This window comes from Microbacterium sp. MMO-56 (assembly GCF_037146215.1).
In the GTDB taxonomy this organism is placed as follows: domain Bacteria; phylum Actinomycetota; class Actinomycetes; order Actinomycetales; family Microbacteriaceae; genus Microbacterium.
On record NZ_JBBCVW010000001.1, the window covers coordinates 19,841 to 32,481 of the forward strand.

The window sequence follows — 12,641 nt, forward strand, 5'->3', positions numbered from 1 at the left end:
TCCGCGGTGAGGGCCCGGGGTCGTGCGTGCCGCCCCGGGCCGACGCTCACCCCAGCGAGACGTTGGTCGTGGTGACCGGGACGGCGTAGATCTCCTCGATCGCGTCGGCGAAGTCATCGAGGATGACGTTGCGCTTGATGCTCATCTTGGGCGTCAGGTGACCGCTCGCCTCGGTCCACTCGGTGTCGAGGATCGTGAACTTGCGGATCGACTCGGCGCGCGACACGTTCTTGTTCGCGATGTCGACGGCGCGCTGCACCTCTTCGCGCACGGCCGCGTTCTTCGCGGCATCCGCCAGGGACATGTCGCCGGGCAGGTCGTGGTTCGCCAGCCAGGTCGGCAGCATCTCGGGATCGAGCGTGATGAGCGCGGAGATGAAGGGCTTCTGGTCGCCCACCACGACGACCTGGCCGACGATCGGGTTCGCGCGGATCGGGTCCTCCAGCGCGGCCGGCGCGACGTTCTTGCCGCCCGCCGTCACGATGATCTCCTTCTTGCGCCCCGTGATCGTGAGGAAGCCCTCCTGGTCGAACGATCCCACGTCGCCCGTCTTGAACCAGTCGCCGTCGAACGCCGCCGCCGTCGCCTCGGGATTGCGCCAGTACTCCTTGAACACGTTGATGCCGCGCACCTCGACCTCGCCGTCGTCCGCGAGACGGACGCCGACGCCGGGCAGCACCGGACCGACCGTGCCGATCTTGGACTTCTTCGCGAGGTTCACGGTGGCCGGAGCGGTGGTCTCCGTGAGGCCGTAGCCCTCGAGGATCGTCACCCCGAGACTGTGGAAGAAATGGCCGAGGCGGGGCCCGAGCGGAGCGGAGCCGGACACGGCGTACGTGACGCGTCCGCCCATCGCGGCGCGGAGCTTGCCGTAGACGAGCTTGTCGAAGAGGGCGAACTTGATCTTCGTGACGAGGGGGATCCGCTTGCCCTCCTGCCGCAGCGTGGAGTGCTCGATCGCCGTGTGGGCGGCGGCGCGGAAGATCTTGCCCTTGCCGCCGGCCTCCGCCTTCTGCTCGGCCGAGTTGTACACCTTCTCGAACACGCGCGGCACGGCCAGGAGGAAGGTCGGCTGGAAGGACCCGAGCGCGGGCAGCAGCTGCTTGGTGTCGGGCTGGTGACCGGTCTTCACGCCGGCGTGGATGTCGAGGATGGAGATGAAGCGCGCGAAGACGTGCGCCGTCGTGATGAACAGCAGCGTCGAGGCACCGGGGGTCTGCACGACCTCGTCGAGTGCGCGGGCGGAGTTGCGGGCGAGCTCGACGAAGTTGCTGTGCGTCAGGACGCATCCCTTCGGTCGTCCCGTCGAACCGGACGTGTAGATGAGCGTCGCGATGTCGGAGCCGACGGCGAGGGAGCGGCGGCGGTCGATCTCGGCGTCCGCGACATCCGCGCCACGGGTGCGCAGATCGTCGAGGGCCCCGGAGGCCATCGTCCAGACGTCGCGGACGAGCGGGACGTCCGCTCGGATCTCGGCCACGCGGGCTTCGTGCTCGGCCGACTCGGCGAGCACGGCGACCGCGCCGGAGTCCGACAGGATCCAGCTGATCTGGGTCGGGGAGCTCGTCTCGTAGACCGGGACCATGACCGCGCCGGCGAAGAAGAGGGCGAAGTCGACGAGAGTCCACTCGTACGTGGTGCGCGCGATGAACGCCACCTTGTCTCCGGGCTCGACACCCGCCGCCACGAACCCCTTGGCGAGCGCGATCACGTCCCGCTCGAACTCGGCCGCGGTGATGTCGCGCCACCCGGCGCCCTCCGGTACCGCGAACAGCGCGAGCGACGGCGTGGCCTTCACGCGCTCCACGAGGAGGTCGGCGATGTTCGCGTCCGGCTCGGCCGGGACGATCGGGGGGACTTCGAATTGGACGGCGGCGCTCATGGGCGGCAACTCCTTCGGTACCGGTAGCGTCGGAACGACGTGGTGAGATCGAGTCTAACTGTTCGTGACACTGAGTCCCGCGGTGTCCGGTCTCTCTTCTCCTCCGGCTCGCGAGAGCGTCGGGCTTCCCCTTCCACACTAGACTCTCCGATGCCGTGCCGTCCTGTCGGACCACCCGGGCCGGCGGAAAGAGGAGCGCTGTGCTGAACGTCGGCATCGACATCGGTGGGACGAAGATCGCGGGCGGTGTCGTGGACGCGGACGGCGTCATCGTCGAACGCCTGCGGGTGCCCACCCCGGTCGACACCGGGGCCCTCGCGCGCGCCGTCGCCGACATGGTCGGCGAGCTCGCCGGCCGCCACGCGGTGCACGCCGTCGGGGTCGCTGCCGCGGGGTTCATCGACCGCACGCGCTCGATCATGCTGCACGCGCCCAACATCGACTGGCACGACGTCCCGCTGCGGGCCGAGTTCGAGGCGCTCGTCGGGCGCCCGGTCACCCTCGAGAACGACGCCAACGCCGCCGGCTGGGGCGAGTACCGGTTCGGTGCCGGGCGCGGCGCCAGCGACATGGTCATGGTGACCCTGGGAACGGGCGTCGGAGGAGCGGTGGTCGGCGACGGACGCCTGATCCTCGGGGCCAACGGCAGCGCCGCGGAGCTCGGGCACATGCGCTTCGTGCGCGGCGGCCGCCCCTGCGGCTGCGGTCAGAACGGATGTCTCGAGCAGTACGCCTCCGGCCGCGCTCTGCAGCGCGAGCTCGGCGACATCGCCGACGCCGGGGGGATCGGCGAGCGCCTCGCGGCGCACCGCGGCCCGGACGGCATCGTGCCCGGGCGCGACCTGGCGATGCTCCTCGCGGAGGGGGACGCGGGCGCCCTCGAGGCCGTCCGTCGCGTGGCGACCGCGCTCGGCGAGGCCTGCGGCGCGTTCCAGGCCGTGCTCGACCCCGACGTCTTCGTCATCGGCGGGGGTGTCGCCGAGCTCGGCGAGGTGCTGCTCGAGCCGACGCGGCTCGCCTACGAGACATCCCTCCCCGGGTTCGGGGACCGCCCGACCGCGCGGTTCGTCACCGCGACCCTCGGCAACGATGCGGGACTGGTCGGGGTCGCGGACCTGGCGGGACTGCGAACGCGCTGATGCGGAAGGGCGTCTGATGTTCTACTGGGTGATGAAGTACATCGTCATCGGACCGATCGTGAAGGCGATCTTCCGCCCGTGGATCGTGGGTCGCTCGAACATCCCGACCTCCGGCGCGGCGATCCTCGCCTCGAACCATCTCTCGGTGAGCGACTCCATCTTCCTGCCGCTCATGATCGACCGTCCGATGAGCTTCCTCGCCAAGAGCGACTACTTCACGGGAACCGGGCTCACGGGCTGGGCCACGCGCGTGTTCATGAAGGCGACCGGTCAGATCCCCATCGACCGGACCGGGGGCAAGGCGTCCGAGGACTCGCTGAACACGGGGTTGCAGGTGCTGGGCCGCGGAGACCTGCTCGGCATCTACCCCGAGGGGACGCGCAGCCCCGACGGCAAGCTGTACCGCGGGCGGACGGGACTGGCGCGCATGGCCCTCGAGGCGCGCGTGCCGGTGGTGCCCGTCGTGATGGTGGACACCGGCGAGGTCATGCCGATCGGGCGGACGATCCCGCGGATCGGGCGCGTCGGGATGGTGATCGGCGAGCCGCTGGACTTCTCCCGGTTCCAGGGCATGGAGTCCGACCGGTACGTGCTGCGCTCGGTCACCGACGAGATCATGGTCGCGCTGCAGCGCCTGGGGGAGCAGAAGTACGAGGACGTCTACGCCTCCACGGTGAAGGACCGCCGACCGGCCTGACCGGTCTTGCCTGCGGCGACGGGGCGTCGTGCGGCGCCACTAGACTGAGCGGATGCCCACCCTGCACGCCGACCTGGATCACTGGCGCTCGCTCCCGATCAAGCAGCAGCCGACCTGGACCGACCTCGACGCGGTCGCCGCCGTCTCCGACGAGATCGCCTCGCTGCCGCCGCTCGTGTTCGCGGGCGAGGTCGACAACCTGCGTGACCGCCTCGGGCGCGCCGCGTCCGGGCAGGCCTTCCTGCTCCAGGGCGGCGACTGCGCCGAGACGTTCGCCGGGGCGACTGCCGAGCAGATCCGCAACCGGATCAAGACGGTGCTGCAGATGGCCGTCGTGCTGACGTACGGGGCGTCGATGCCGGTCGTGAAGATGGGGCGGATGGCGGGGCAGTTCGCCAAGCCGCGCTCGAGCGACACCGAGACGCGGGGCGACGTGACCCTGCCCGCCTACCGCGGCGACATCGTCAACGGCTACGACTTCACCGAGCTCTCGCGTGCGGCGGACCCGCAGCGGCTGCTGAAGGGGTACCACACCGCGGCATCCACCATCAACCTCATCCGCGCCTTCACCCAGGGCGGATTCGCGGACCTCCGCGAGGTGCACAGCTGGAACAAGGGCTTCGCGCAGAACCCCGCCAACCAGCAGTACGAGCGTCTCGCGACGGAGATCGACCGCGCCATCAAGTTCATGGAGGCCGCGGGTGCGGACTTCGACGAGCTCAAGCGCGTCGAGTTCTACACCGGTCACGAGGGTCTGCTGATGGACTACGAGCACCCGATGACCCGCATCGACTCGCGGACGGGGACGCCGTACAACACCTCGGCGCACTTCCTGTGGATCGGGGAGCGCACGCGCGACCTCGACGGCGCGCACGTCGACTACTTCTCGAAGATCCGGAACCCCATCGGCGTCAAGCTCGGTCCGTCGACGTCGCCCGAGACGGCGCTCGAGCTCATCGACAAGCTCGACCCCGAGCGCGAGCCCGGACGGCTGACGTTCATCACGCGGATGGGTGCGGGCAAGATCCGCGATGCCCTGCCGCCGCTGCTCGAGGCCGTGCGCGACTCCGGCGCGACCCCGCTGTGGGTCACGGACCCGATGCACGGCAACGGCATCACGACGCCGACCGGATACAAGACGCGTCGCTTCGACGACGTGGTCGACGAGGTCCGCGGCTTCTTCGAGGCGCACCGCGCCGTGGGGACCTTCCCCGGGGGCATCCACGTCGAGCTCACGGGCGACGACGTCACCGAGTGCCTGGGCGGCTCGGAGCAGATCGACGAGGCCTCCCTCGCGACGCGCTACGAGAGCCTCTGCGATCCGCGGCTGAACCACATGCAGTCCCTGGAGCTCGCTTTCCTGGTCGCCGAGGAGCTCGAGAAGCGCTGACCCGCTCTCGCTCCCTCTGTTCTCACCCCCTCCGCCTCCCTCCGATTCCGCGAGACCGCGCATATGCCCGCTTTCCGGGCGCTGTGCGTGACGTTCGCGCGGTCTCGCGAGAGGGGGTGGGGTGGGGGTCAGCCCACGGAGACGATGGTGATCTTCGTCCCGGGCAGCTGCATCGTCCCGGCGGCGGGAGTCGTGCGCGTGACGGTGAAGATGCTCCAGACGATCTCGGGGAGCGCGGTGCCGGGCTCGAAGCCCGCGTCGCGCAACGTCTGCATCGCGGCGGCGACGGTCTGGTTCGACACGTCCGGCACCTCGACGGGCGCGGGTCCCTTCGAGACGACGAGGGTGACGGTCTGGCCGGGCTGCACGCGGCTGCCGTCGCCGCGCGGCGCGATGCCGACGACCTTGCCCTTCTCGATCGTGTCGTCGTACTCCTCGGTCGTCGTGGCCTGGAGGTCGACGGCGTCGAGCGCGCTGCGCGCCGCGTCGAGGCTCCGATCGGCCACGTCGGGCAACGGTCCGGCCGAGACCTCCAGAGCGACCGTCCCGCCCTCGAGAGCGGTGCAGCCCTCGGTGCAGTCGACCGCCTCGCCGCCGCCCGGAGGCGTGATCGCGGCGTGGGTGACGGAGCCGGCGGGTGCGTCCTCGAAGAAGCGGGCGGGCTCGCCCGACGACGTGATGAACACGTCGCCCAGCACGCGCGTCGCCTCATCGACATCCATGCCGCTGAGCGCGGGGATGTCGTGGGATGCCGGTCCCTGCGAGATCACGACGGTGACGGTGCTGTCCCGCTCGACCCGGTCTCCCGAGGCGGGATCCGTGCGGATCGCGAGCCCCGCCGCGACGTCCCGGCTGAAGTCCTGCCCGGGCGCCGCCACCAGGGAGTGCTCCGCGAGCAGGGCACCGGCCTCCTCCAGCGACATCCCGGACACCTCCGGCACGGCCACGAGCGAGCCGGGCCCCGAGCCGAACCACCAGCCGGTGCCCCCGGCGAGCGCGGCCAGGACGAGCACCAGCGCGAGCAGCCCCCACCCCTTGGACGCGTTGCGGCGGGCGCGACGGCGCAGGAGGGTCGCGTTGTCCGCGGCCTCGGTCACCACCGGAGCGGTGAAGGTGCCCGGCATGACCTTGGTGAGCTCCCCGGAATCGACCCCGTCGTCGACGGCCACGATGCCGGGCGCGGGCGCGCGCACGACGTGCGGGAAGACGCCGAGCTCCTTCTCGATGTCACGGAGCCGGTCGAGCATCTGGCGGGCATCGATCGGTCGTTCGTCGGGGTCGCGCTCGGTCGCCCACATCACGAGCTCGTCGAGCACCTCCGGCACGCCGGGGTTCTTGGCGGACGGCCGCGGCACGGAGTCCGTCGCGTGCTGGTAGGCGATCTGCATCGGCTGCTCGCCCTTGTACGGCTGCTCGCCGACGAGCATTTCGTACAGCATGATCCCGAGGGCGTAGATGTCGCTGCGGGCGTCCGCGGTACCGCGCGTGACGAGCTCGGGGGCGAGGTAGGCGATCGTGCCGAGCAGCATCTGCCCCGTCGCCGTGTTGGCGCTCGTCGCGCGCGCCAGACCGAAGTCGCCGATCTTGATGCGGCCGTCCTCGGCGAGCAGGACGTTCTCGGGCTTCACGTCGCGGTGCACGATGCCGGCGCGGTGCGCCGCAGCGAGGCCCGACAGCACCGCATCCATGATCGTGATCGTCTGCGGGATCGACAGGCGGCGCTGTTCGCGCAGCAGATCGCGGAGCGTGATCCCCGGAAGATACTCCATGACCAGGTAGGCCATCTCGCCGTCCTGGCCCTGATCGAAGACGTTGACCACGTGCGGGTCGGCCAGCCGCGCCGCCGCGCGCGCCTCCTGGATGAAACGCCCCTGGAAGACGGTGTCGTCGGAGAGATGGCCGTGCATGACCTTGAGCGCGACGCGGCGTTCCAGACGCAGGTCGGTCGCGACGTACACCGTCGCCATGCCGCCGCGGGCGATGCGAGCGCGCACCCGGTACCGGCCGTCGACCAGACGGCCGATCAGCGGGTCGGTCTGCTGGCTCGTGCTCACGCGACGAGTCTACGGAGCGGAGACCGCGAGTCCGGGCAGCGGCTCACCTGCGAGGACCGGATGGCTCACCCGAGGGTGGCGAGCCAGGCGTAGGCGTCCTGCTCCCACACCCCGTACCGGTCCGGATAGGCGGAGATCTGCACGGCCTGCGCCGCGGCGCCGAAGTCCATCGACTCCCATCCGTCGATGTCGAGCAGGCCGTCGGTGGTCGCGCCGTTCTCGTCGACCGAGCCGACGAAGAACGACCTCGCGGCCCGATACGGATCGCGGACCTGGTCGGGGGTGCCCCAGCCCATGCTCGGCCGCTGCTGGAACAGCCCGAGCGAATCGCGGTCGCCCCAGTCGAGGTTGCGGACCCAGGACTCGACCATGGCGGTCGCCAGCGCGATGGCGATGCCGCGGTCGGGGACGCCGAGGTCGCGCCCGACCGCGATGATGATGCGCGCGTTCTCGCTCTGCTCCGCATCGAGGCCCGTGATCGGGGTGACGACCGCCGCGGGCTCGGCCTCCAGCGGGACCGCGTCGCCCGCAGCGGCGGGCGCGGGCGACGCGGCGCCGGGGGTCGGGACGAGCAGGCTCTGCCCGGGATAGATGATCGAGCCCGAATCCAGCCCGTTCGCCGCGAGCAGGTCGGCGAGCGGGATGCCGGCCGAGGTCGCGATCGCCCACAGCGTGTCTCCGGCCGTCACGACGTGCTCGACCGCGGCGGGCTCGGCGACGGGCGCGGGCTCGTTCGCGGGTGCCTCGGCCGCCGTCGCCGTCGCCGTCAGGGCGATCGACTGACCGGGGTGGATGACGCTCGCCCAGTCGAGTCCGTTGGCGGCGAGCACGTCGGCGGTGCGCAGCCCGTAGCGCGCGGCGATGTCGCTGATCGTGTCGCCGGCGACGATCGTGTACGTGTCGGGCGGAATCTGCGTCGCGCGCAGGGCGGCGGGGCGCAGAAGGGTGTGCGGCGGCGGGACGGTCGCCGCGAGGCGCAGTCCGGGGGCCGCGGAGGACCGCTCCGCGGGCGCGGCGGCGACGGCGGGCGTCGTGCTCAGCGCGAGCGAGACGGAGCCGATGACGGCCGTCGTGGTGGCGATCCGCTGTCGGATCGGTGCAGGTGTGCGTCGCAAGATATCCCCCTCTGCAGACTCCGACACCGTGTCACGGATGTAAACAGCTGTCAACGGGCGTTGTTTTTGTGACTGATGTGACGAGTGGGATCGATGTGCTTCCGCACGCCCGTCGCGAGCACGCCCGGCGACACGCCGAGGATGCGCGGGGATGGGATAGTGGAGGGGTGACCGACGCCTCCGCCGCACCCGCATCCCTCGAACCCGCCATCGAGTGGCTCACGATGCCCGACCTCGTCGAGGCCCTCGGTGAGTCCCTCGGTCGCGTCCGGCGACTCCTCGACGAGCGGCACCTCGTCGGCTCGAAGCGGACGGGGGTCTTCGCCGTCCCCTCGCTGTTCCTGGTCGACGGCGCGCCGCTCGCGTCCCTGCGCGGAACGGTCATCGTGCTGCAGGATGCCGGTTTCTCCGACGACGAGGTGATCGACTGGCTCCTCGCCGAGGAGGAGTCCATCGGTCTCGCCCCCATCGAGGCTCTGCGCCGTGGGCGCAAGAGCGAGGTGCGCCGGGTCGCGCAGACCCTCGCCTGACGCTCGCGGTCAGGCGGTACGCGCCGTCGCGTCGTGGGCGAGCGCCGTCAGCGCGTCGACCGCCGACGCGGCGAGCGGCGCGTCGCGCAGGGCGTCGTCGGCCTCCGCGCAGTTGCGCGCGATGAGCTCTTCGACGCGATCGAGCGCTCCGGTGCCGATGATGGTCCGCTGCAGGTGAGCGATCTGCTCTGCGTCGAGCCGCGGGTCGCCGAGCAGGGCGTCGAAGTCCGCGGTCTCCGCGGGAGTCATCCGTTCCCGCGCGAACGCGACGAGGACGGTGCGTTTGCCTTCGCGGAGGTCGTCCCCGGAGGGCTTGCCGGTGACCGCGCTGTCGCCGAAGACGCCCAGGACGTCGTCGCGCAGCTGGAACGCGAGTCCGAGCGGATGCCCGAATCGCGACAGCGCCGCGGACTGCGCGGCATCCGCCCCGGCCAGGGCCGCGCCCAGGAGCAGGGGGTGCTGCACCGAGTACCGCGCGGACTTCAGCGACGCGACGCGAAGCGCCCGCTCGGCGTGCTCGGCGGTCGGGGCGGTCACGAACGCCGCCTCCTCGGCGATGTCCAGGAACTGGCCGACCGTCACCTCTCGTCGCATCAGGGCGAACACCTCGCGGGCCGCGGCCGCGTGTTGAGCGTCGCGCAGCCCGTCCTCGAGGAGGTCGTCGCTCCACGCGACGAGGAGGTCGCCGAGCAGGATCGCGCCCGAACGGCCGAAGGCGGCCGCATCGCCGGCCCAGCGGGCGGCGCGGTGCTCGGCCTCCAACGCCCGATGGGCGGCCGGCCGCCCGCGTCGGGTGTCCGAGTTGTCGATCAGGTCGTCGTGGACGAGCGCCGCCGCGTGGAAGATCTCGAGCGCACCGGCAGCGGCGACGACGTCCTCGCCGGGCGCCGCGGCGAGCCCTGCCGGGTGCGCGTCGAGGCGTGCCACGGCCTCCCAGCCGGTCACGCAGAACCGGGCGCGCAGCCGCTTTCCGCCCGCCAGGGCGGCGGCGCCGGCCGCGACGAAGACGGCGGCCTCGTCGCCCGCGCCGCTCCAGACGTCGAGCTGGCCTGCGACATAGCTCGCCAGTCGCTGGGAAACTGCCTCGATCGGGTCGTCGGAAGCGCTCACAGGCCTAGCCTAGTTCGCAGGCGCACGCGTAGAATCGTGCGCATATACCCGCCAGCAACACCCGTCAGGGGGACGCATGCCGCTGTCAGAACAGGAGCAGCGCCTGCTCGATGAGATGGAACGCCATCTCATGAACAAGGACGCCGACGTCGTCAGCGCTCCGCGCGAGGGCCAGACGCTCAGCTATCGCAACATCGTGTACGGCACGGTGCTGGTCCTCCTCGGTCTCGGCGGGTTGATCGCCGGGGTGGCGAGCAGCCTGATCGTCGTCGGCGTCATCGCCTTCCTCGTGATGGTGGCCGGCGTCGTGCTGGCCGTCACCCCCGCCAAGGGCGCCGGCGGTCCCGTCTCCCTCGACGACTCGGTCTCCGCGGGCACGGGCCCGGCGCGCAAGCCCACGGGATCGTCCTCCTTCATGGACCGGATGAACGATCGATGGGACCGCCGCCAGGGCGAGCGATGATCGCCCACTGACCTTCCGTCCGCCGCACGGACACAGAGCACCGACCTCCGGGTCGGTGCTCTTTTTTGTGCGCGGGGGGAGCGTTCTTCCAGCGGATCGATAGTGAAGTGGAGGGAAGTGGAGTAAAGTGGTGCGCACCTGAGTCGGGCCGAGCGAAGGGGGTGGTTGTGGATGCTGTTGGGCACCTACACCCCGAAGCTCGACGACAAGGGGCGGGTCATCCTCCCGGCGAAGTTCCGCACCGATCTGGGGGACGGGCTCGTCGTCACCCGCGGTCAGGAGCGCTGCCTCTACGTCTTCAGCACCAAGGAGTTCGAGCGCGTCTACGAGAAGATCCGCGAGGCGCCGCTGACGAACAAGCAGGCGCGCGACTTCCAGCGCATGTTCCTGTCCGGCGCGAGCGACGAGAAGCCGGACAGCCAGAGCCGGATCACGATCCCGCCGCACCTGCGGACCTACGCGAACCTCGACCGCGAACTCGTCGTCACCGGTGTCGGCGCGCACGCGGAGATCTGGGACGCCGACGCGTGGAACGCGTACGCCGAGGGAAACGAAGACAGCTACTCGGACATGGAGCAGGAGGTGATCCCGGGCCTCTTCTGATCCGTGGCCGTGACTCCCAGCCGCACGCCCTGACACACTTCCCCGGTGCCAGGTCAGGCGGATGGGGATCACGACTCCGGATCAACGCCCTCCGCACCATGGACCACTCCGACATCCACACCCCCGTGCTGCTCGACCGCTGCGTCGAGCTGCTCGCCCCCGCCCTCGTCCGTCCGGGAGCGGTCCTCGTCGACGCGACCGAGGGGATGGGCGGGCACTCGGAAGCCGTGCTGCAGCGGTTCCCCGACATCCGCCTCATCGGGCTCGACCGCGACACCGACGCCCTGCGCATCGCGGGGGAGCGGCTCGCTCCGTTCGGCGACCGGGTCACCCTCGTGCACACGGTGTACGACGGCATCGCGCAGGCCGTGGCATCCGCGGGCGTCGAGCGCATCGACGGAGTGCTGTTCGACCTCGGCGTGTCCTCGCTCCAGCTCGACGAGGCCGAGCGGGGCTTCGCGTACGCCCAGGACGCCCCGCTGGACATGCGGATGGATCAGACGGCGGGCACCACCGCCGCGGACATCGTCGCGAGCTACGGCGAGGGGGACCTGCGCCGGATCTTCGAACGCTACGGCGAGGAGAAGCTGGCGGGCCGGTACGCACGGGCCATCATCGCGGCGCGGGCCGAGGCGCCCATCGAGCGGTCCGGGCGTCTCGTCGACGTCCTCATCGCCGCCACGCCCGCCGCCGTGCAGCGCGAGGGGCGCGGGCACCCCGCCAAGCGGGTCTTCCAGGCGCTGCGCATCGAGGTCAACGCCGAGCTGTCGGTCTTGGACCGTGCCGTCCCGGCTGCGATGGATCTGCTGCGCGTCGGCGGGCGCATCGTGGTCATGAGCTACCAGTCCCTCGAGGACCGGATCGTCAAGCGCGTGTTCGCGGAGGCATCCTCGTCGACCGCGCCCGCGGGACTCCCCGTCGAGCTGCCCGAGCACGCACCGCGCTTCCGCCTGCTGGTCAAGGGCGCCGAACTCGCATCCGATGACGAACGCGCGCGCAACCCGCGGGCGACCCCCGTGCGCCTGCGCGCGGCAGAGAGAGTGGCGGAGGCCGCATGAGCATCCCGGCCGACCTCGACCTCTTGGCGGGGCAGCCCGCCGCCGCCCCCCGACCCGAGCGGCCGCGGCGTCTGCAGGCGCTCGAACGTCCGATCCCGCGTCGGCGGCCGCGCCTCGTGTACGGCGTCGCCGCCGTCGCCGGCGCCGTGCTGATCGGTGCGGTGCAGATGGGGCTGTCGATCCTGACCACGCAGTCCTCGTACGAGATCGCCTCCCTCACCGCCCAGCAGCGCGACCTGGACTTCCAGAAGCAGATGCTCACCGACTCGATCGCGGGGCTGAGCTCGCCGCAGTACCTCGCGGCCAACGCGTCCGCGCTCGGCATGGTGACCGGCCAGCCGCCGACCTACCTGCGGCTGAGCGACAGCGCCATCATCGGCACGGCGGCCGGATCCACCGGCGGGAGCTCGATCAACGCGCTCACCCACGCCGCCGTCGCCAACGCCCTGGTGGCGGGCCGCCCGCTCGTCAACGACCCGTCCGCCAGCCTCGGCGCCGGCGCCACCGCGGCCGACGACGCGATCAAGGCCGCCGCCACCAATACGTCGACACCCCCCGCCATCGCCGACGGTCTGCCGACCCCCACCACACACTGAATCC

General features: G+C 71.2%; 12 protein-coding genes. 8 read left to right on the forward strand and 4 right to left on the reverse strand.

Features of this window, described 5'->3' with window-relative positions; translation table 11 throughout:
* Positions 1–46: 46 nt before the first annotated feature.
* Complete coding sequence (locus tag WFI00_RS00095; protein WP_336633112.1) at positions 47–1,882, reverse strand: AMP-dependent synthetase/ligase; 1,836 nt, start codon at positions 1,880–1,882, stop codon at positions 47–49.
* 200 nt (positions 1,883–2,082) lie between these two features.
* On the opposite strand from WFI00_RS00095, the gene WFI00_RS00100 reads away from it, so the two are divergent.
* The 3 genes from WFI00_RS00100 to WFI00_RS00110 are packed head-to-tail and all read left to right on the forward strand — an operon-like array spanning position 2,083 to position 5,108.
* The gene (locus tag WFI00_RS00100) at positions 2,083–3,021 is read left to right on the forward strand and encodes an ROK family protein (RefSeq protein ID WP_336642269.1); all 939 of its coding nucleotides are present in this window, start codon (positions 2,083–2,085) and stop codon (positions 3,019–3,021) included.
* Positions 3,022–3,037: 16 nt separating this feature from the next.
* Positions 3,038–3,718 (forward strand): lysophospholipid acyltransferase family protein, encoded by a 681-nt coding sequence (locus WFI00_RS00105; RefSeq protein WP_336633110.1) that lies wholly within the window; start codon positions 3,038–3,040, stop codon positions 3,716–3,718.
* Between the two features lie 52 nt (positions 3,719–3,770).
* Positions 3,771–5,108 carry a class II 3-deoxy-7-phosphoheptulonate synthase gene (locus tag WFI00_RS00110; protein ID WP_336633109.1) on the forward strand — a complete coding sequence of 446 codons (1,338 nt, stop codon included), beginning with the start codon at positions 3,771–3,773 and terminating at the stop codon, positions 5,106–5,108.
* A gap of 128 nt (positions 5,109–5,236) precedes the next feature.
* On the opposite strand, the gene pknB is transcribed toward WFI00_RS00110, so the two are convergent.
* Both pknB and WFI00_RS00120 read right to left on the reverse strand, forming a co-directional pair.
* Entirely contained in the window at positions 5,237–7,162 is a 1,926-nt protein-coding gene (gene pknB / locus WFI00_RS00115) for a Stk1 family PASTA domain-containing Ser/Thr kinase (RefSeq protein WP_336633108.1), read from the reverse strand.
* Positions 7,163–7,227: 65 nt separating this feature from the next.
* On the reverse strand, positions 7,228–8,280 hold the full coding sequence (locus WFI00_RS00120; protein ID WP_442928278.1) for a LysM peptidoglycan-binding domain-containing protein: 1,053 nt from the start codon (positions 8,278–8,280) through the stop codon (positions 7,228–7,230).
* Positions 8,281–8,444: 164 nt separating this feature from the next.
* On the opposite strand from WFI00_RS00120, the gene WFI00_RS00125 reads away from it, so the two are divergent.
* The gene (locus WFI00_RS00125) at positions 8,445–8,807 is read left to right on the forward strand and encodes an Rv2175c family DNA-binding protein (RefSeq protein ID WP_336633106.1); all 363 of its coding nucleotides are present in this window, start codon (positions 8,445–8,447) and stop codon (positions 8,805–8,807) included.
* Between the two features lie 9 nt (positions 8,808–8,816).
* Here WFI00_RS00125 and WFI00_RS00130 read toward each other — a convergent pair whose 3' ends face one another.
* Entirely contained in the window at positions 8,817–9,917 is a 1,101-nt protein-coding gene (locus tag WFI00_RS00130) for a polyprenyl synthetase family protein (protein ID WP_336633105.1), read from the reverse strand.
* Between the two features lie 76 nt (positions 9,918–9,993).
* On the opposite strand from WFI00_RS00130, the gene WFI00_RS00135 reads away from it, so the two are divergent.
* From WFI00_RS00135 to WFI00_RS00150, 4 genes are all read left to right on the forward strand, one after another.
* A complete protein-coding gene (locus tag WFI00_RS00135; RefSeq protein ID WP_336633104.1) occupies positions 9,994–10,380 on the forward strand; it encodes a DUF3040 domain-containing protein in 387 nt (128 codons plus the stop codon).
* 171 nt (positions 10,381–10,551) lie between these two features.
* The gene (gene mraZ, locus WFI00_RS00140; RefSeq protein ID WP_336633103.1) at positions 10,552–10,983 is read left to right on the forward strand and encodes a division/cell wall cluster transcriptional repressor MraZ; all 432 of its coding nucleotides are present in this window, start codon (positions 10,552–10,554) and stop codon (positions 10,981–10,983) included.
* A 98-nt stretch (positions 10,984–11,081) separates the two neighbouring features.
* Complete coding sequence (rsmH, locus tag WFI00_RS00145; RefSeq protein ID WP_336633102.1) at positions 11,082–12,041, forward strand: 16S rRNA (cytosine(1402)-N(4))-methyltransferase RsmH; 960 nt, start codon at positions 11,082–11,084, stop codon at positions 12,039–12,041.
* Complete coding sequence (locus WFI00_RS00150; RefSeq protein ID WP_336633101.1) at positions 12,038–12,637, forward strand: hypothetical protein; 600 nt, start codon at positions 12,038–12,040, stop codon at positions 12,635–12,637. The genes rsmH and WFI00_RS00150 overlap by 4 nt, the downstream gene beginning before the upstream one ends.
* Positions 12,638–12,641 lie beyond the last annotated feature (4 nt).

Coding starts and splice junctions, on each gene's coding strand:
- WFI00_RS00105 (WP_336633110.1), top strand. CDS start 3,038: ATGTTCTACTGGGTGATGAAGTACATCGTCATCGGACCGATCGTGAAG.
- WFI00_RS00095 (WP_336633112.1), bottom strand. CDS start 1,882: ATGAGCGCCGCCGTCCAATTCGAAGTCCCCCCGATCGTCCCGGCCGAG.
- WFI00_RS00110 (WP_336633109.1), top strand. CDS start 3,771: ATGCCCACCCTGCACGCCGACCTGGATCACTGGCGCTCGCTCCCGATC.
- rsmH (WP_336633102.1), top strand. CDS start 11,082: ATGGACCACTCCGACATCCACACCCCCGTGCTGCTCGACCGCTGCGTC.
- WFI00_RS00150 (WP_336633101.1), top strand. CDS start 12,038: ATGAGCATCCCGGCCGACCTCGACCTCTTGGCGGGGCAGCCCGCCGCC.
- mraZ (WP_336633103.1), top strand. CDS start 10,552: ATGCTGTTGGGCACCTACACCCCGAAGCTCGACGACAAGGGGCGGGTC.
- WFI00_RS00135 (WP_336633104.1), top strand. CDS start 9,994: ATGCCGCTGTCAGAACAGGAGCAGCGCCTGCTCGATGAGATGGAACGC.